This is a genomic window from Streptomyces sp. NPDC002845, from assembly GCF_053591955.1.
Map to the genome: position 1 here is coordinate 42635 of NZ_JBSFUU010000005.1, position 19420 is coordinate 62054.

General features: G+C 71.2%; 13 protein-coding genes and 2 pseudogenes. 4 read left to right on the top strand and 11 right to left on the bottom strand.

Going from position 1 to position 19420, the window contains the following annotated elements; genetic code table 11:
- Window positions 1-113 precede the first annotated feature (113 nt).
- Together ACWD3C_RS04815 and gmd are read right to left on the bottom strand one after the other, a co-directional pair.
- Window positions 114-2837: a CBM96 family carbohydrate-binding protein gene (locus ACWD3C_RS04815; protein WP_451140094.1), complete on the bottom strand. Its 2724-nt coding sequence runs from the start codon at window positions 2835-2837 to the stop codon at window positions 114-116.
- A gap of 199 nt (window positions 2838-3036) precedes the next feature.
- Complete coding sequence (gene gmd, locus ACWD3C_RS04820; RefSeq protein ID WP_451140096.1) at window positions 3037-4050, bottom strand: GDP-mannose 4,6-dehydratase; 1014 nt, start codon at window positions 4048-4050, stop codon at window positions 3037-3039.
- A gap of 146 nt (window positions 4051-4196) precedes the next feature.
- On the opposite strand from gmd, the gene ACWD3C_RS04825 reads away from it, so the two are divergent.
- A complete protein-coding gene (locus tag ACWD3C_RS04825; protein ID WP_451140098.1) occupies window positions 4197-5210 on the top strand; it encodes a GDP-L-fucose synthase family protein in 1014 nt (337 codons plus the stop codon).
- Window positions 5211-5219: 9 nt separating this feature from the next.
- On the opposite strand, the gene ACWD3C_RS04830 is transcribed toward ACWD3C_RS04825, so the two are convergent.
- The 4 genes and pseudogenes from ACWD3C_RS04830 to ACWD3C_RS04845 form a co-directional block, all read right to left on the bottom strand.
- The gene (locus ACWD3C_RS04830; RefSeq protein WP_451140100.1) at window positions 5220-6578 is read right to left on the bottom strand and encodes a sugar transferase; all 1359 of its coding nucleotides are present in this window, start codon (window positions 6576-6578) and stop codon (window positions 5220-5222) included.
- Between the two features lie 458 nt (window positions 6579-7036).
- Window positions 7037-7450 (bottom strand): annotated as a pseudogene (locus ACWD3C_RS04835) (hypothetical protein); the annotation flags it as partial.
- Window positions 7451-7521: 71 nt separating this feature from the next.
- Window positions 7522-10113, bottom strand: a complete 2592-nt coding sequence (locus ACWD3C_RS04840; RefSeq protein ID WP_451140102.1) for an ABC transporter permease — start codon at window positions 10111-10113, stop codon at window positions 7522-7524.
- A 4-nt stretch (window positions 10114-10117) separates the two neighbouring features.
- On the bottom strand, window positions 10118-11023 hold the full coding sequence (locus ACWD3C_RS04845; protein ID WP_451140104.1) for an ABC transporter ATP-binding protein: 906 nt from the start codon (window positions 11021-11023) through the stop codon (window positions 10118-10120).
- A gap of 218 nt (window positions 11024-11241) precedes the next feature.
- Between ACWD3C_RS04845 and ACWD3C_RS04850 the strand changes: the two genes are divergently transcribed.
- Window positions 11242-11481, top strand: coding sequence for a toxin-antitoxin system HicB family antitoxin (locus ACWD3C_RS04850; protein WP_451140106.1), 240 nt, complete (start codon window positions 11242-11244; stop codon window positions 11479-11481).
- A gap of 4 nt (window positions 11482-11485) precedes the next feature.
- Window positions 11486-11860, top strand: a complete 375-nt coding sequence (locus ACWD3C_RS04855) for a fic family toxin-antitoxin system, toxin component (protein WP_451140108.1) — start codon at window positions 11486-11488, stop codon at window positions 11858-11860.
- 254 nt (window positions 11861-12114) lie between these two features.
- On the opposite strand, the pseudogene ACWD3C_RS04860 reads toward ACWD3C_RS04855, so the two are convergent.
- Both ACWD3C_RS04860 and ACWD3C_RS04865 read right to left on the bottom strand, forming a co-directional pair.
- Window positions 12115-12563, bottom strand: a pseudogene (locus ACWD3C_RS04860) (class I SAM-dependent methyltransferase); the annotation flags it as partial.
- 150 nt (window positions 12564-12713) lie between these two features.
- Entirely contained in the window at window positions 12714-13400 is a 687-nt protein-coding gene (locus tag ACWD3C_RS04865) for an esterase/lipase family protein (RefSeq protein ID WP_451140110.1), read from the bottom strand.
- 114 nt (window positions 13401-13514) lie between these two features.
- Here ACWD3C_RS04865 and ACWD3C_RS04870 point away from each other — a divergent pair, with 114 nt between their 5' ends.
- Window positions 13515-15794: a LuxR C-terminal-related transcriptional regulator gene (locus ACWD3C_RS04870; protein WP_451140112.1), complete on the top strand. Its 2280-nt coding sequence runs from the start codon at window positions 13515-13517 to the stop codon at window positions 15792-15794.
- Between the two features lie 314 nt (window positions 15795-16108).
- On the opposite strand, the gene bioD is transcribed toward ACWD3C_RS04870, so the two are convergent.
- The 3 genes from bioD to bioB are packed head-to-tail and all read right to left on the bottom strand — an operon-like array spanning window position 16109 to window position 19371.
- Entirely contained in the window at window positions 16109-16840 is a 732-nt protein-coding gene (bioD, locus tag ACWD3C_RS04875) for a dethiobiotin synthase (protein WP_451140114.1), read from the bottom strand.
- Window position 16841: 1 nt separating this feature from the next.
- Window positions 16842-18122, bottom strand: coding sequence for an adenosylmethionine--8-amino-7-oxononanoate transaminase (locus ACWD3C_RS04880; protein WP_451140412.1), 1281 nt, complete (start codon window positions 18120-18122; stop codon window positions 16842-16844).
- 37 nt (window positions 18123-18159) lie between these two features.
- On the bottom strand, window positions 18160-19371 hold the full coding sequence (gene bioB, locus ACWD3C_RS04885) for a biotin synthase BioB (RefSeq protein ID WP_451140116.1): 1212 nt from the start codon (window positions 19369-19371) through the stop codon (window positions 18160-18162).
- Window positions 19372-19420 lie beyond the last annotated feature (49 nt).

The following is a 19420-nucleotide window of genomic DNA, read 5'->3' on the forward strand; positions in this document are numbered from 1 at the left end:
CGTTTGGGGGTTTTGTTTTTTGTTGGTTTGGCGTGGGGGGGTGTTTGGGGGGGGGGGGGGGGGCCCCCCCCCCCCCCCCCACCGCGGGGCACCATGTAGAACCGCTGCCGCGCCTACGCCGGCGAGAACGTGAGGATCAGCTGCGGCGTGTCCTCGGAGGCCGACGCCTCACTCGACCACAGCCACAGCGAGTCCGTGCCGTCGGCCGTCAGGGCCAGGCTGTACTCGCCGTCCAGGACCGAGGCGATCGCGGCCTCGTCCAACTGCACCGTGGCCTTGGTGTTGATGGTGGTCGGCGGGGTGAGCGTGCCCAGCGACTCCGAGCCGAGGGACGGCTTCGTCGCGTACGTCACGCCGCTCTCCGTCCACGCACCCGTGACCGGCCGGATCTGCACCGGGTCGGTGGATCCCGCGTACGACGCCGAGTTGGTCTTCACCTCCAGCGCCGCTGCGGTCAGTTCGGTACCGGCGGGCGCGGCGGGCAGCTGGAAGCGCAGGTACGTCTCGTACGCCGAGGTGCCGCGCACCGCGAGCGAGGTGCTGGTCCCGTAGTTCGTGCCCGTCGCGCCCGCGTTGACGTACGTGTCCTCGTCCGCCTGCACCGTGGTGACGGTGTCGCCCTGCTGGGAGGCCAGCGCGTAGTGCGCGGCGACCCGGGCGGCACTCAGCGCCGTCGGGTAGACGGCGGTCTCGTCGAGCTGGCCGGCGAAGAAGTTGCTGGCCGGACGGGACGGCCAGCTGGCGAGGTTGTCGCCGCCGACGTGCCAGAAGCCCGCGTAGCTCTGGTGCGTGGTGATGGTGTTGCCGCCGATCCGCGCACCGTCGACGTACAGGGTCATGCCGGACGGGCCCTGGGTACCGACGACGTGGTGCCACTGGCCGTCGTTGTACGAGCGCGGGGTGGAGATGGTCCGCGTCGTGCCGGTGTAGACACCGAAGATGAGCTGACCGGAGTTGGTCATGTAGATGTGCTTGTCGTAGTTGCCGCTGTTGCGGGTCGTGTTGTTCCCGAAGCCGATCAGCTTGCCGCCCCGGGTCGTGGTGGTCTTGAACCAGGTCTCGACGGTGTAGGCGCTGCCGACCGTGGTGCGGCGGTCGCTGTACAGCTTGTCGTCGGAGCCGTCGAAGCCGTACGCCGTGCTCGCGCCCGTCACCGCGCCCGGGCTCTGGCCGAGGGAGGGTCCGCCGGACTGCAGGCCGCTGGAGTCACCCGGCGACGAGTCGGCGACATACGGGCCGACCGTGTCGTCGTACCGCCAGTACTGGTGCGCGCCGTCGGCGACGACCGCCGAGGCGTACGGCTCCGCGGAGACGGCGACGGAGACGGTCGCCGTGGCGGAGAGCCCGCTGACGTTGCCCGCCGCGTCCGTGGCCGTCACCCGGTAGGTGTGGGAGCTGCCGGGCGTCAGGCCGGTGTCCGTGAAGGAGGCCTGCGGGCGCTCCCAGGGCAGGGAGTCGGCGTCCACGGTGCCGATGGGCGTGCCGGAGCCGTCCCGGTAGATCTTGTAGGTCAGACGGCTGTCGTCGAGGTCGAGGCTGGTGCGCCAGCGGACCTGGACCGTGCCGGGCTCGATGCTCGCCGCACTCGCCACCGGAGTGGTGGGCCGGCCGGTGTCACCGGTGGAGGCGAAGCGGGTCAGGCCCTGGGCGGCGGCGCCGTTGACGGTGGTGAACTCCCCACCGGACCACAGGTACTCGACGCCGTCCTTGGCCGCGACGGTGAGAGCGCGCGGACCGATGCCCTCGCCGATGCCGTCGTTGGTGTCCGGGAACCAGCCCAGCTTGCCGGTGGACGTCGTGGGCTGGGCGAGGAAGTGGTAGCGGCGTCCGTCGGGGAACTCGCCGACGCTGGAGCAGTCGTGCGCGTGCGAGGCGCTGTACAGCACGCTCTGGTGCGACTCGACGGCCTGGGTCGCGCCCAGACAGGTGTCCCGCCAGCGCTGCTCGAAGGTGCTCAGTTCCAGCGCGATCCGGCCGTCGAAGACACCGCCGCCGGTGCCCTCGTTGCCGGTGTAGAAGCCGGTCGCGTCGGTGTCGATGTCCTTGACCACCGAGTTGGTCGGTATGAAGCCGTTCGGGTACGCCTTTGTCAGACTGCCGGTGTCGGCGTCGACCACGGCCAGGGCGTGCGAGTTGGCCCCGTTGACCTCGAAGAAGTCACCGCCGAGCAGGACGTGCTCCCCGTCGGGAGCGACCTCGATGGCGCGACCGGGCTCGTCGGCGTTGGCCGTGAACGGCAGCAGCGCGCCGTTGCCGGCCGTCACCGCGGCGAAGCGCTGCCTGGTCTGGCCGTTGACCTGGCCGAAGTCACCTGCCGCGTACACGGTGTCGTCGGTGACGGCGAGCGCCCGGACCGTGGCGGGGAAGGCGGCGTTGAACCCGGCCTTCGGAGTGCACGTGGCGATGTCGATGGCGGCGACGCTGGACACGCCCACGCCGTTCACCGCGCCGAAGTAGCCACCCGCGTAGAGCGTCTGCTGGTCCGGGGAGACGGCCAGCGCCCGCACGGTGGCGTTGCCCGAACCGACCGTGAACGACAGTTCGCAGTCGGTCGGTGCACCGGTCGCGGCGTCCAGCGCCACGAAGTTGAGTGCCTCCTGCTGGCTTCCGGAGCCCCCCTGCGGCGGGCGTACGGCGGAGAAGGTGCCGCCGGCGAAGACCACTCCGTCCGTCTGGGCGAGCGCCCAGACGGTCCCGTTGGTCTGCCAGGTGGGCAGATCGTCGGCGGTGAAGGCCACCGGCTCGGTGAGCGCGGTGGCCTGTGGAACGGCGACGGCCCCCAGACCGGCCGCCAGGGAAAGGACGAGGGCAGCGTGCAGCCCTCTGGTTGATCTCATGTGCCCCCCAAGACAGAACGTCTTGATACGTGGGTGCCGGAAACGGCAGCGGAGCTGGTTCACCTGACACCCGAGTGATGAATGAGCCGTACATTAACGGCTGTTCGATGGTTTAAGACCACGTGTGCGTGAAAATCACAGCTTCAGCAGACCGCGACGGGCCGTCCCGCCCGGCTGGGCTGCGTTGGCCTCAGCGGCCTCAGCGGTCCACGCGCACGGCGACACCGGCCAGTTCGTCCTGGACCTGGCGGATGTCGGCATCGACCATGATCCGGGCCAGGTCGTCGACCCGTACCTCGGGCTTCCAGCCGAGCAGCCGCTCCGCCTTGCTCGCGTCGCCGATCAGCGCGTCCACCTCGCTGGGGCGCTCGTACTTGGCGTCGTGGCGGACGTGCTCGCGCCAGTCCAGCTCCGCGTGTCCGAAGGCCGTCTCCAGGAACTCCCGGACGGTCGCCGCGACGCCCGTGGCGACCACGTAGTCGGTCGGCTCGTCCTGCTGGAGCATCCGCCACATGGCGTCCACGTACTCGGGGGCGTACCCCCAGTCCCGCACGGCGTCCAGGTTGCCGAGGTAGAGCTCGCTCTGCAGACCCGCCTTGATCCGGGCGACCGCGCGGGTGATCTTGCGCGTGACGAAAGTCTCACCGCGACGCGGGGACTCGTGATTGAAGAGGATGCCGTTCACCGCGTACATGCCGTACGCCTCGCGGTAGTTGACCGTCGCCCAGTACCCGTACACCTTGGCGACGCCGTACGGGCTGCGGGGATGGAAGGGCGTGTCCTCGTTCTGAGGCGGCGGGGTCGCACCGAACATCTCCGACGACGAGGCCTGGTAGACGCGGGTGTCGATGCCTGCGGCGCGCACCGCCTCCAGCAGCCGCAGCGCCCCGAGTCCCGTGACATCACCGGTGTAGAGCGGGGCGTCGAAGGAGACCCGGACATGGGACTGGGCGCCCAGGTTGTAGACCTCGTCGGGGCGTATCTCACGCAGCAGGTTCACCAGCGCCACCCCGTCCGAGAGGTCGGCGTGGTGCAGCACGAAGGACCGGCCGGACTCCTGGGGGCCCTGGTAGATGTGGTCGATGCGCTCCGTGTTGAAGGTGGAGGAGCGCCGCACCAGGCCGTGCACCGTGTACCCCTTGGACAGCAGCAGCTCGGACAGGTACGAGCCGTCCTGACCGGTCACCCCCGTGATCAGCGCGGTCTTGCTCATGCGTGGCAGCTCCTTCCGGACGAGCCGCGCACCGGCCCCATCCCCTGTGTTCTCTTGCAATCTGTCTTGCTATCCGTCTTGCGATATGTGACGAAAATGCGGATCCGTGTGGGGACCAGGTCCTTGCTCCTGGCATGATCCGGTCCATGACCGACTCGCACGCGGCACCGCCGCCCCCCGCCCAGCCTTCGCCGTACCTGCTCGCGCAGGCCCGGATCTTCGTAGCGGGCCACCGCGGGCTCGTGGGCTCCGCGATGGTCCGTCGGCTGACCGCCGACGGCCACGAGGTGATCACCCGTGACCGCGCCGACCTCGATCTGCGCGATGCCGAGCGCACCGCCGCGTTCCTCGCGGACGTGCGCCCCGACGCCGTGGTCCTGGCCGCGGCCAAGGTCGGCGGAATCCTCGCCAACAGCACGCGGCCGGTGCAGTTCCTGGAGGACAATCTGCGCATCCAGCTCGGCGTGATCGCGGGCGCGCACGCGGCCGGGGTGAACCGGCTGCTCTTCCTCGGCTCGTCGTGTATCTACCCCAAGCACGCGCCGCAGCCCATCCGTGAGGACGCGCTGCTGACCGGCCCGCTGGAGCCCACCAACGAGCCGTACGCACTCGCGAAGATCGCCGGCATCTGCCAGGTCCAGTCCTACCGGCGGCAGTACGGCGCCGCCTACATCTCGGCCATGCCGACCAATCTCTACGGGCCGGGCGACAACTTCGACCTGGAGACCTCGCACGTCCTGCCGGCCCTGATACGCCGCTTCCACGAAGCGCACGAGGCCGGTCTCGCGGAGGTGACACTGTGGGGCTCGGGCAGCCCGCGCCGGGAGTTCCTCCACGTCGACGATCTGGCGGACGCCTGCGCGGCCCTGCTGGGCGGATACGACGGTGACGAACCGGTCAACGTCGGCTGCGGTCAGGACCTGACGATCAGGGAACTCGCGGAGACCGTCGCCGAGGTGACGGGGTTCACCGGCCGGATCGCCTGGGACACCGGCAAGCCGGACGGGACACCGCGCAAGCTGCTGGACGTCTCCCGGCTGACGTCGCTCGGCTGGAAGCCGCGCGTCGAGCTGCGGGACGGCATCGCGGCCACGTACGCCTGGTGGCTGGCCCACCGCGAGGAGGCGGCACCGGACAGCGGGGCTGGCACTCGTCACTGAGCACCTCACTCAGTACGCTCCGCGACCGTCGACGACGGCGCGGAGTGTACGGCTCATCACATCGAGATCACTGCTGAACGACCAGTTGTCGACGTAGTGCAGATCAAGCTGAACCGTTTCGTCCCAGGAAAGATCCGAACGTCCGCTGACCTGCCACAGGCCGGTCATGCCCGGCTTTACACGCAGCCGGCGCAGCGCCACCGCGTCGTACGAGGCGACCTCTTCGGGCAGCGGCGGACGCGGGCCCACGAGGGACATGTCACCCCGCAGCACATTGAACAGCTGGGGCAGTTCGTCCAGGGAGGTCCGGCGCAGGACCCGGCCCACCCGGGTCACCCGGGGGTCGCGGCGCATCTTGAACATGTGCCCGTCGCTCTCGTTCCGCGCGTCGAGCTCTTCCTTGCGCCGATCGGCGTCGGTGACCATGCTGCGGAACTTCCACATGGTGAAGGTCTCCTGGTCCCGGCCCACCCGCTGCTGCCGGTACAGGGCGGGACCCGGCGAGTCGAGCCTTATGGCGACGGCCAGCAGCGCCAGCAGCGGGGACAGGAGCAGCAGCCCGAGAGCCGCGGCGCAGCGGTCGGCGGCGGTCTTCAGGGCGACCTGGGCTCCACCGCTCAGCGGAGGCTCTATCCGCAGCACGGTGAGCCCGGCGACCGAATAGGCCTTGAGCCGCTTGACCGAGGTCTCGACCAGGCCGGGTGTCAGGGCCACCTCGAAACCGGCGTCGTGCAGCGCCCAGCACAGTTCGCGCAGCCGGTCGCCGGTGAGCCGCCTGCCAGGGGCGAGCAGCACCAACTCGGCGCGGTGCCGACGCGCGGCGTCCACGAGCCACCGGCCGGCCCCGCCGTCCACGCCGAAGTCCGACCAGTCGGCCTCGCCGGTGGGTGCGCCGTCGGTCATGGCATCGTCGTCGATCACCACCGCGCCGACCACCGCGCACGGATGGTCGGTGCGGGACGCCAGCCGCCGCACCGCGTCGTCCAGCGCACCGGGCTCGCCCACCACCAGCACCCGGTCGACGGCCTGGGCCCCGCGCCGGGCCTCGGTCAGATGGCGGTGGACCCAGCGCCGGCAGATCAGCGTGCCCACCAGGCTCGGCACCAGCGCGGCCAGTGCGGCCGGCGGGTCCGGGATGCGCGCGGTGACCACCGCCAGCACCGCGAGCGTACCGATCAGAATCAGCCAGTCGTGCAGTACGGGAAGGGCTCCTCGCGACTCGCCGAGTTCGGCTCTCCCGTACCGGCGTCTGACCACCTGGACGGAGACCCAGGCCAGCGTGGCGGCCGCAGCGGTACGCACGGGGTGCGCCTGTCCTGCCGCGTCGAAGACGAGGAACACGGACCCGGCCGTGACGACGACGTCCACACACAGGAGCGCCGGCAGATACCAGCGAGGTTTGGCGTGGTTCCCCAGAGTCGCCGGTTGTGTGCTTCCCCCGGCGGACAGACCGCCGGACGCCCGTGCCGCATCAACCCCGTATGTTCCGATGTCCGTCAATGTTCGCAGCCCCCCCAGGCTTGGAGATCCGTGTCACGTGCAGCGCAGGTCGGCTTTGAGCACGAGGACACAGATCCTTCACAGCGCGCACATTACGCCACTGAGGCTTCCACAGAACACAAGCCCCCGTAAACTTCGTGTGCATTCGCCGTTATACGAACCATGTGCCGGGGGTCCCGGTTTCCGCGTCTTTCCGCGTCTTTCCGCGTCGACGAGTGCGAGGGCCGGCCGAGGCCTGCTAGTGAAGCACGCGCTCGAAGCGTTCGGTTCGGTGAGGGCTGCCCCGGCCGTATGCGCAGGTCACTCGCGGTGCAGTGCCTCCACTCCTGGACGGCGGCGCTCGGGTCGTCCGTGATCGCGATCACCTGGATCAGCAGGTTGCGCTCGGCCGGCTCCGCGCGCCCGGCGGCGAACTCCTGGTACCGGGCCACCCGTTCGTCGAGTCCTCGGCCGTGATCGGTTCCGGCTTCCCGCCCGCCGGTCAGCGCGTCCGTGGTGGCGACCGCACGCGCCCGCAGCGCCGGATTCCAGAAGCCCGCGTTGAGCACGAAGGTGCCCATCCTCCTAAGGCGCGGCGACCAGGGCCGGGAAGGGTGCCGGCATACCGAGGTGGTCGGGGACCAGGATCACGTCGTAGCCGAGCACCTCGGTATGCCGGCCCGTCGGCACTTCGTACGCTACTCGTCGGCGGGTGCGGCACTGAGCAGGCCGACACCGAAGCGGAACGGGCGTGACGACATGAACTCTCCTCAGCGGCACGGCACTTGAGCCACAGCGAGCGCAGGGCGCACGCGGGACGCACGCGAGTCGATCACTCGTGTGCGATCGCCGCCAGCACATTCATGCGCGATGCACGCAACGCCGGCAGCAGTGCCGCCACGACGCCCACGACCGCCGAGCCCACCACGACCGCGATGACCGTGCCCCACGGGATCGCGAACGCCGTCATGCCCTGGAGCGCCAGCACCTGCTGGACGCAGACGCCCCAGATCAGCCCGAGCCCGAGCCCGAGGACCGCGCCGAACACGGCGATCACCACCGATTCCAGCCGGATCATCCGGCGCAGCTGCCGCCGGGCGAGCCCGATCGCGCGCAGCAGGCCGATCTCGCGGGTGCGCTCGACCACCGACAGGGCGAGCGTGTTGACCACGCCGAGCACCGCGATGACGATCGCGAGACCGAGCAGCGCGTACACGAGGTAGAGCAGCACGGCGATCTGCTCGCGGACCAGCTCCTTGTAGTCGGCCTGGTCGCGGGCCTGCACCTGGGGATATGGGTCGAGGGTCCGCTCCAGGCCCGAACGCAGCTCGTCGGCGTCGACGCCGGAGGCCGCGTTGACGTACAGCGCGGAGTCCTGCCCGTCGGGCACGTACTCCTCGATCGTGCCGAAGCCGAAGAACAGCCCGCCCTGCATGCCGAAACCCTCGGCGGTCTCCAGATCGGTCAGTGCGGCCACGGTCAGCTCGGCGTCGCGCCCGGCCGGGAACTCCACGGGGATCGTGCTGCCGACCGTCACATCGTGGTCCTTGGCGAAGTCCACGTCCATGGCGATGGCACCGTCGGCCAGCGCGGCCGCGCTGTCGCCCTGCGCGTAGGTGATGCCGGCGACGTCGTCGAGCTGCGGGTCGTAGGCCGAGGCCGTCGTCTCGATCCGCTCGCCGTCCGGAAGGCGTACGGCCAGGGGCGTGAACCGCTGTCGTACGACGAGACCGGCACCGTCCGTGTCGCGGACCTGGTCGGTGACCTCCTGCGGGAACGGCAGGAAGTTCTGGTTCTGGACGACGAAGTCGGCGCCCAGGGTGCGGTCGATCTCGTTGTCGAAGGACTTCGTCATCGAGGCGCTCGCCACCGACATCCCGCCGACCAGCGCGAGCCCCACCATCAGGGCGGACGCGGTGGCACCCGTACGGCGGGGATTGCGCAGGGCGTTGCGCTGGCTCATCCGGCCGATGGAGCCGAACAGCGCAGGGAAGGCCCTGCCGAGGACCCGGATGAACGGGCTGAGGACCCGGATGAACGGGCGGACGAGGAGCGGGCCCGAGATGACGGTCGCGATGAGCGTGAGGACCACGCCGAGGCCCAGCAGCGAGGCCGCCGAGGCGGTGTCCGTGGAGACGGCACAGCCCACGAGCGCGGCGGCGCCGGCCACCCCGACGACCGTGCCCACCACCGCGCGCGTCTTGAGCGGCCGCCCCACACCGGAGACCTCGGCGTCCGCGAGCGCCGCCATCGGCGACACGCCCGCCGCGCGCCGCGCCGGGAGGTAGGCCGCGACAAAGGTGACGCCGACCCCGACGACATACGCGGCCACGGGCGTCGCCCAGCCGAGCACCATCTCGGTGGACTTGAGGTTCATCCCCAGCAGGCCCATGAGCGCGATCAGCCCGAAGGCGAGCCCGATGCCGGAGGCGAGCCCGAGCGTCGAACCGACCAGGCCGAGCAGGGTCGCCTCGGTCAGCACGGACCGGCGCACCTGCCGCCGGTCGGCGCCGAGCGCGCGCAACAGGCCCAGTTCGCGGGTGCGTTGGGCGATGAGCATCGAGAAGGTGTTGACGATGAGGAACACCCCGACGAGTGTCGCGATCCCGGCGAAGCCGAGCATCACGTACTTGATGACGTCGAGGAATCCGCCGAGTTCGGCCGCCGCGGAGTCGGCCTGTTCGTCGGCCGTCTGGTACTCGTAGGCGTCGGGCCCGAGTTCGGCGGCGATGCGCTGTTCGAGCTGCGCGTCGCTGACGCCGGGCGCGGCGGTCACCGAGATGCTCGTGGCGGCATTGGGCTTGCCGAGCAGCTTGGACTGGGCGGTCGGGGTGTCGAGGAAGACCAGCGCGGCACCGGGGTTGGTGGTGGTGAACGTGGCGATGCCGACGATCTCCACCTCGAAGGAGCCCGGCTGGGCGAGCACCGTCAGGGTGTCGCCGATCTCGACGTTCTTGTTGTCCGCGGTGTCCGCGTCGAGCAGCGCCTGGCCGGGGCCGTCGGGGGCGTGACCCGAGGTCAGCTCGACGGGACTGCGGTCGGTGACGTACCAGTTGGTGGCGATGGTGGGGGCGCCCGTCGTCGGCCCGACCGATTCGTTGTCGCGGTCCACGACGGTGATGTTCTCCACGGCCGCGTCGACGTGGGTGTCCGCGACGCCGTCGATCCGCGCGACCCGCTCGGCGAGCGACGCGGGCACGGTCTCGACCGCCCCCGAGGGGAGCTGGGAGTCCAGGTCGTCGTCCTTCGGGCCCACGGTCACATCGGCCGATGTGGAGGCGAACAGCCGGTCGAAGGTACGGGTGACCGTGTCCGAGAAGATCAGGCTGCCCGAGACGAAGGCCACGGACAGGATGACGGCCAGGGCGGAGAGCAGCAGCCGGCCCTTGTGCGCGAGAAAGCTCCGGAGCGTCGCCTTGAGCACAGCCTCAGTCCTTGTCGCCGGCCTGGTCGTCGGTGGTCGGGTCGCCGCCGGTCCGGTCGGTGCGCCTCCCGGCGGCCTCTCCGAGGAATTTCTCCTGCGGTACGTCGGCGGGGGCGCCGTCGCCGTCGAAGGTCGCCCGGATGGTGTCGAACCGCTTCATGCGTTCCAGGACCGCCTCGGCCGTCGGCCGTTCCATCCGGTCCACGATCCGCCCGTCGCCGAGGAAGAGCACGAGGTCGGAGTGGGCGGCGGCGCCGGGGTCGTGGGTGACCATGACGACGGTCTGGCCGAGGTTGTCGACCGCCTCGCGCAGGAAGCCGAGGACTTCGAGCCCGGCCCGGGAATCGAGGTTCCCCGTCGGCTCGTCCGCGAAGATCAGTTCGGGCCGGGAGGCCAGCGCCCGCGCGCAGGCGACGCGCTGCTGCTGGCCTCCGGAGAGCTGCGCGGGCCGGTGCTTCAGCCGGTCGCGCAGGCCGAGCGTGTCGATGACCTCGTCGAGCCACTTCTGGTCGGGTTTCTGGCCCGCGATGTCCATGGGCAGGGTGATGTTCTCGGCCGCGTTCAGGGTCGGGATCAGGTTGAACGACTGGAACATGAACCCGATCCGGTCCCGCCGCAGCCGGGTCAGTTCGCGTTCCTTCAGCCCGGTGATCTCGGTGTCCCCGAGCCACACCTGACCGGCCGAGACGGTGTCGAGCCCCGCCAGACAGTGCATGAGCGTGGACTTCCCGGAGCCCGAGGGGCCCATGACCGCCGTGAAGCGGCCGCGCGCGATGTCCACGTCGACCGAGTCGAGGGCGAGCACCGTCGTCTCGCCCGTGCCGTACGCCTTTGTCAGGCCCCGGGCACGAGCGGCGATCCCGTCGGCTTCCGCGCGGCCGAGGGTGTGCTCGGCAGCTGCTGTGGACAAAACGGCCTCCTGGAACGGACTGGGTAGGACTCCCGGTGTCCTCGGCCGAGCCTAGTGTGATCAGGCGCACACCCGGTATCCCCATCAAGTGCCAGACCCCCTCCGTCGCAGGTCGGAATCCCTGATGCCGATGTAAGGGGCACCCATCCGGCCTCGGGGGTGTCGGGCCCGCGCGGGCACCCTTGCCCCTGCTAGCACTCCGGCGCTAGCGTCAAGGCATGGCCAAGACCCAGCTGAACGTCAGGGTGGACGAGGACACGGCCCGAGCCGCCCGGGAACGAGCCACGGAGCGCGGGATGAGTGTGAACCGCTACATCGAGGAGTTGGTCCGGCAGGACGCCGGAGAGGCGGGCCACACGTTCGTGGAGGCCGCCGCCGACTTCATGAAGCAGTACGAGACCGTCTTCGCCGAGGAGTTCGGCGGGGAGCGCGAGGGCCGCCGCGAGGGACGTCACTGATCCCTTGAGTCACCTCAGAATCGACCTCGCCTGGCTCCTGATGCTCGCCGAACACAAGACGCCCGGAGACCCCCAGGTCACCGACTGGGGAGCTCTCGTCGCGGCCGTCGCCCGGCACGAGGCCGAGATATTCGACACCCCCGTCTACGACAACCCGCACACCCGTGCCGCCGCCCTCCTCCAACTCCTGCTCCACGTACCGGCGCTGGAGCGCTCCAACGCGCTGTTCGCCTCCGCGGTCGCCTACGCCTACCTCGTCGCCAGCGGCGTCAAGGTCGTCACCTCGCCCGAGCAGGTCCGTGAACTGGCCAGACTGGTGAAGGACGGCAACGCCGACGTGCACGACATCGCACAGGAACTGCGCCAGTGGGGCCTTTGACCCGGAGAGACTGGTCTCTCCGAACTCGTCCCGTCGGGTAGCATGAGCGACGCGCGTTGCGAGAACCAAGCGCGTGCAACCTCTTTGTCTTTCGGGGCAACCGGGCTGGTTCCAACTCGGCTGGTCTTGATCGGGTAAGACTCGGACCCTCGCTGAGGGACTGGGCACTGTGAGCCAGGAATCCCCCTGCCTTGGCAGGGGGAGGGTTCAAGTAGTACGAGCTGGGCAGGTGTGCGACCCCTTTTTTTAGTGGGGCCGCAGTCCCGGCCGTGCTCGAGAACCGCAGCTCGCCGCCGGGGCGCAGCACCCGCCGTGTCTCCGCGAGCGCCCGCCCCGGGTCCCGCACGCTGCACAGCACCAAGGGCAGGACGGCCGCGTCGAACGCCTCGCTCTTGACCGGCAGGGCCTCCGCCGTGCCGGGGGCGACGTCCACGGGCACCTCGGCGCGCAGGGCCGCGTTGACGGCCAACTGCCGCAGCACACGCTCCGGTTCGATGGCCATGACCTCGGACACCGTGGCCGGGTAGTGCGCGAAGTTCAGCCCGTTGCCCGCGCCGATCTCGATGACCCGCCCCGAGAGCCCGGCGAGCAGATCGTCGCGCAAGGGGCCCACCCTCCGTTCCGCGGCCACGCTCAACTTCGCGTGGAACCGGGCGAAGAGGGGATGGTGCACGGCGTCCTTGGCGGCGGTGGCGCGGGCCATGGCGGACCTCCCGAGGAGGACGGCAGTTACCGCGATTGTCCCCCAGGACGCCCAGCCTCACCCGTCGGCACGGCCCCGGCCCGGACACGTGGACGGGCTCGGGACCGCGCGACGGACCGGCGTGGGTCATCCCCGAAAGGGAGGGGCTGGTCAGGCGATGAAATTCCGCACCTGCTGATACACCCCGCGGTCGTTGTTCATCAGGTCGTGCGAGATACACCCGACCTCGACGTTCGTGGCACCGCTCAGGATCGCGCTCGTGTCCGGGGTGAGCGCCTCGTCACAGTTCGACCAGTAGCTGGCGTACGAGACGCTTCCCGGGGTCTCGTCACCGGAGTTGAGCGAGGTCAGGAACGAACTGCCGGTGTACATCTCCGCGCAGGACGTGAAGAGCCACCGGCACCAGCCGGCGACCGTCGTCCCGTGGTTCACCCCGGCGGTGGAGACGAAGTCGTCCACGTACTCGGTGCCGCCGAGGTTCTTGAGGTAGTAGCGGGAGCTGAGCGCGCCCATCGAGTGCACGACCACATCGACCCTGGCCGCGCCGGTCTGTGCGAGGACGCGCTGGATCTCGGTCGACAACTGCCGTGCCGTCGTGGCGTTGGACTGCCCCCAGCTGTACGACCAGGCGTACAGCTCGGAGGACGTGTAGCCGTCCGCCTCGAAGAAGGAGACCCAGTCGTCCCAGCTGCTGGACGAACTGCTCAGGCCGTGCACGAAGACGACGGGGTTGCGGGCCGCGGCCTGAGCGGGGGTCGCGGACAGGGAGAGCGACAGAAGGAGTGTGGCGGTCACGGCCGAGACGGCCGCGGCGATGCGACGCATGCGGCGTTGCATGGTGCCTCCTGAAACGGGTGGGGTTGCCTGGAGTGTCCGGTGCGTCCACGCGCGCCGCATCGGTGAAATCGCCGGTCTTTACTGGTTGGTTAACTCATAAGTAACCTGGTGGGTGTGGTGACTCCGGTGAACCCCCCACAGCTTCCGCATCGTTCGCCACCGCCCCCCAGGCATGCGTGGCCGAGCCCGGACATCCCACTCGCCGACGGTGTACGCGCGCGCGTGCTGCGTGCCGCGCACGGCGATCCCCGCGCCGTCGCGGAACTCGTACCGGCCCTGACCGAACGTCAGTCCACAGGCCTCGACCCGCTCCCGGCCGAGCCCTCCGCCCTCGCCCCCGAACTGCTGCGCGCACACCGCCGCGAGATACGGACCCTGCCCGACGACACCCGGTTCCTGCTGCTGCTCGCCGCGGCCGACCAACACCCCGTCCCCAGCCATGCCTTCCTGCGGGCCGTCGCGGCCGCCGGCCTCGACACCCGCGCCCTCGACGCCGCCGAGACGGCCGGCCTCGCGCACGCCACGGCCGGAGGCATCGTCTTCCGTGACGCGTGGACGAGGATCGCCGCGTACGAGACCGCTTCGGCCGCCGACCGGCTCGACGCCCACCGGCTCCTCGCCCGGGTCCTGCGCGGCGACAGCGAAGGTCCCCAGCGCTCGTGGCACCGCGGCGCCGCCGCCCTCGGCCCGAGCCGCCGCCTCGCCGCCGAACTCACCCGAGCGGCACAGAAAGCGCGTCGCTCGGCCGAACCCTCCCTGGCCTGCGCCCTCGCCGAACGTGCCGCCACGCTCTCGCCCGACCCGGGGGAGCGCACCCGGCTGCTGGCCCACGCGGCGGCCGACGCCTGGCAGTCGGGCGACGGCGACCGGGCCCGCCGTCTCGTGGTGCCCGCCCACGACGACGCGCTGTCCGGTGTGCTCGCTCTACGCGCGGGGAACGCGACGGAAGCCTTCGACGCGCTGCTCACGGCAGCGGTCGAGCACGGGCGGGTCGAGGACCGGAGTTCCGCGTACCGGAGTTCCGATTACGGGAGTGCCGAGCACGGGGGCAGCTCGTACGGCGGTGGCCTCGGCGGCCCGTCGGACACCGCCGTGCACCTGCTGGCACGTGCCACCGAAGCCGCCATCTACACCGGAGACCTGCGCCGCTGCCGCGAAGCCGGAGCCGTCGCCGACCGGTTGGGGATCGTGCCGCCCGGTACCCTCGGCGGGCTGGCCGCCGCGTTCGAGGGCCGCTACGACGACGCCCGGGACGCGCTCAAGGCCGCCGCCGGCCGCTGCGGACCCGGCGGCGACCCCACCCAGCTGATCCACTCCGGGATCGCCGCGCTGCTCCTCGGCGACCACACCGGGGCCGCCACCGCCACCCTGCGCGCCGCCGTCTCGGCCCGCACCCGCGGGGAGACGGTCACCGTTCCGCAGGCCATGGAGTTCCGGGTGTACGCCGACTTCTGGACCGGGCGCCCTCGGGCCGCCGAGGCCGCCGCCGTGGAGGCACTGCACCAGGCGTACGTCAGCGGGCAGGACAACGGGGCCTGCCATCTTCAGGCCGCCCTCGCGATGTTCGCCGCCGTCACCGGTGACGAGGAGACCTGCCGGGGGCGCGCCGAGACCGCCCGCTCCCACGCCCTGGCGCGCGGGCTCGGGCTGCCCGCCGCGCTGGCCATGTTCGCCCTCGCCTTCCTCGACCTCAGCACCGGCCGCTACGAGGCCTCCGCCGCCCGGCTGCGGGCCCTCGCCGGTTTCGGCCCCGGGCACGGTCACCGCGCCATCCGGCACCTCGCGACCCCGCACTACGTCGAGGCCGCCGCCCGCACCGGTGACACCCGCGTGGCCCGGCAGGCCCACGCCGACTACGACCACTGGGCCCGCACCGTCCGCAGCCCCGACGACCTCGCCCTCAGCGCCCGCTGCCGGGCCCTGCTCGCCACCGGAGAAGAAGCAGAAGAAGCAGTCGAGCACTACCGCGCGGCCCTCGACCTGCACGCCTCCGGCACCCGGGACTTCGAACGGGCCCGCACGGAGCTGCTGTTCGGCGCCGCCCTCCGTCGCCTGCGCCACCGCACCCGGGCCCGTGACCGCCTCCACAGCGCCCTGGAGGCCTTCGAACACTTCGGCTCCCCGCACTGCGCCGCCCAGGCCCGAGCAGAACTCCGCGCCCTCGGCGAACGCGCCGCCCCCGCCCCCGACACCGCCGATCTCACCACCCGCCTGACTGCCCAGCAGCTGATGATCGCCCGCATGGCCGCCGAGGGCGCCACCAACCGCGAGATCGCCGCCCACCTCCTCCTCAGCCCCCGCACCATCGACCACCACCTGCGGGGCGTGTTCACCCGGCTGGGCATCAGATCCCGGATCGAGCTGGTACGCCTGCTGGGTGACAACGATGGCTGACCCCTCGCGGAGAGCAGCACCGCCGAGGATTGGGGGTACGGGGAAGGGGGCCCGGAGGGGTTGGGGCGCCGTGCGGGAGGGGTGTCCACATGGGCTGGGGCCGCGGGAGAAGGGTGCCCGGAGCGGCCGGGTCCGCGGATCGGCCGAGCCCCGGCGACGACCGAGCGGGACCAGGCGCCCTGCCTCCTCAATAGGACACCGTGGACCCTCCCTCCCCAACTGGACACCGGGCCCACCCCCAGCCGGACACCGGGCACCCCGCCGCTCAGTCGCGCACCATGCCACTCCGCCTCCCGACGCCGGGCACCGCGCCCTCAACCGGAGCGCGCCGCCCTGGCTTCCCGTGCCGTGAAAGCCTCGGCCTCCCAGCCCCCGCCCAGCTGCGGCGCCAGCCAACCAGGCGCCGCCGATCGGAAGTCGGCCGGTGCCCACGCGCCCGCCCCGAAGGGCACCGCGCCCAGCAGAGGCGCCCCGGCCACGACCGGCAGGTCCGCCAGGTTGCAACGGCAGGCCAGATCGGGATCGTCGGGCCAGCTGCCGATGACGAGACCTGTCAGGTCGAGCCCACGGCGGTGGAGTTCACGAGCTGTCAGCTCTGTCGTGTTGAGCGTGCCGAGCCCGGCCGAGGTCACCAACAGCACGGGGGCGTCCAGCAACTCGGCGGCGTCGGCCAGCGTGCCGCCCGTCTCGTCGAACCGTACGAGCAGGCCGCCCGCCCCCTCGACCAGCACGACGTCGTGGTCCACCGCCAGCTTGGCCGCCGCGTCCGCCACATGCTCGGGGCGCACGGGCGGGCGGCCGGAGCGCCGGGCGGCGGTCGCGGGGGCCAACGGCTCGGGGTAGCGGGCGAGTTCGCGCACGGTCACGGCGCCCGCGAGGCGGGCCACCTCGTCCGCGTCGCCGCGCTCGTGAGGCCGTACGCCGGTCTGCGCGGGCTTGAGGACGGCCACGGACCGCCCGGCCGCGACGGCCACCGCGGCGACGGCGGCGGTCGTGACCGTCTTGCCGACCTCCGTGCCCGTCCCCGTGACCACCAGGACCGCCATGTCACCCCTCCCGCGCCGCCGCGCACACCGCGCGCGCGATCCGTGCCACGTCCTCGTCACCCGTGACGTACGGCGGCATCGTGTAGACGAGATCGCGGAACGGCCGCAGCCACACGCCCTCGCGCACGGCGGCCGCCGACGCCGCGCTCATGTCCACGGAGTGGTCGAGCTGGACCACTCCGATGGCGCCCAGGACCCGTACGTCCGTCACGCCCGGCAGGCCGGAGGCCGGAGCCAGCCCCTCCCGCAGACCCGTCTCGATGCGCTTCACCTCGGTCCGCCAGTCCTGCCCGAGGAGCAGTTCGATCGAGGCGCACGCCACGGCGGCCGCCAGCGGGTTGCCCATGAAGGTCGGCCCATGCGCGAGCACGGGCACCTCGCCCCGCGAGATCCCCTCGGCCACGCGCGCCGTGCACAGGGTTGCCGCCATCGTCAGATAACCGCCGGTCAGCGCCTTGCCCACGCACATCACGTCCGGCGTCACGGCCGCGTACTCCGCCGCGAACAACGCCCCCGTACGCCCGAACCCGGTCGCGATCTCGTCGAACACGAGCAGAACGTCGTGCGCGTCGCACACCTCGCGCAGCTCCTTCAGATACGCGGGGGAGTGGAAGCGCATCCCGCCCGCCCCCTGCACCACCGGCTCCACGATCACGGCGGCCAGTTCGCCGGCGTGCCGCTCGACCATGTCGCGCAGGTGATCGGCGTACGACTCCTCGTACGCGGCCGGAGGCGCGTCCGCGAACACCTGCCGGGGCAGCACCCCCTGCCACAGCTCGTGCATCCCGCCCTCGGGGTCGCACACGGACATCGGCTGCCAGGTGTCTCCGTGGTAACCGCCGCGCCAGGTCAACAGGCGTTGTTTCGCAGGGCGGCCGAGCGAACGCCAGTACTGGAGGCACATCTTGACCGCGACCTCGACCGACACCGAGCCCGAGTCGGCGAGGAAGACATGTTCCAGACCATCCGGCGACATGTCGACAAGGTGCTTCGCCAGTCGTACGGCGGGCTCGTGCGTGAGCCCGCCGAACATGACATGGCTCATCCGGCCGAGCTGCTCGTGGGCCGCCTCGTTGAGCACCGGGTGGTTGTAGCCGTGGATGGCCGACCACCAGGACGACATGCCGTCGACCAGCTCGCCCGAACCGTCCGCCAGCCGCAGCCGGACCCCGCTCGCCGACTCCACGACGAGCGGTTCGACACGGCCGGGCATGGGGCCGTACGGATGCCAGACGTGCCGGCGGTCGAGATCGAGCAGTTCGGGCACACTCAGGTCAGGCACGGGCAGGCCGGGCACGCGCAGGCCGGGCACGGGCAGGTCAGGCATTGGGCGCGAGATCCGTTCCGGCGCCACGGCGGCGTACGGCGACAAGGTCGGTGCGTGCTTCGGAAGGATGGGAAGGATCGGGAGGGTCGGAAGGAACCGTGGCCGGGACCTCCTCGGCGGCCGAGCCGCACACCCTCCGCGAACCTTGGGACCCGCAGCCGCCGTCCCCCTCGTGGGACCCGCACCCGCCCCCGGCCGCCGCCCGGTGCTCCGGCAGCGTCACCTGGTCGGCCCCCTCCACCTCGAACCCGGCGTCCGCGATCATCTCCAGGTCGGCCCTGCCCGCCTGGCCCTCGCTGGTGAGGTAGTCGCCGAGGAAGATCGAGTTGGCGAGGTGCAGCGCCAGCGGCTGCATCGTGCGCAGATGCACCTCGCGCCCGCCCGCGATGCGCACCTCGACGTCCGGGCAGACGAAGCGGACCATGGCCAGAATCCGCAGACACCGCTGCGGCGTCAGGTTCCACTCCTTGGCCAGCGGGGTGCCCTCGAACGGGATGAGGAAGTTGACCGGAACCGAGTCCGGGTCCAGCGCGCGCAGCGCGTAGACGACGTCGACCAGATCCTCGTCCGCCTCACCCATGCCCGCGATCAGCCCGGAGCAGGCGGACAGCCCGGCCGCGTGCGCCTTCTCGACGGTGTCGACGCGGTCGGCGTACGTGTGCGTGGTCGTGATGTCCCCGTACGTCCCCTCGGACGTGTTCAGGTTGTGGTTGTACGCGTCCGCGCCCGCCTCGCGCAGCCGCTCCGCCTGGCCGTCGGAGAGCAGACCGAGACAGGCGCACACCTCGACGCCCTCGTTCTGTTCCTTGATCGCCTTGATGGTGGTGGAGACCCGGTCCACGTCCCGGTCGGTCGGCCCCCGGCCGCTGGCGACCAGACAGACCCGCTTGGCGCCTCCCGCCAAACCGGCCGCCGCGGCCTGGGAGGCCTCGTCCGGCTTGAGCCAGGTGTACTTGAGGATGTCGGCCTTCGAGCCGAGCCGCTGGGAGCAGTAGGAGCAGTCCTCGGGGCAGAGCCCGGACTTCAGGTTGACCAGGTAGTTGAGCTTCACCCGTCGGCCGAACCAGTGCCGGCGCACCTTGCCGGCCGCGGCCACCACATCGAGCAGGTCGTCGTCGGACGTGGCCAGGACGGCCAGCGCTTCCTCACGGGTCGGCAGCTCGCGCCGAAGCCCCTTGTCCACCAGCGTGTTCAGCAGGTCCATGAGAGCCGATCCTGTCCTACGCGACCGCTCCGGGCCAAGGAGAGTTCGC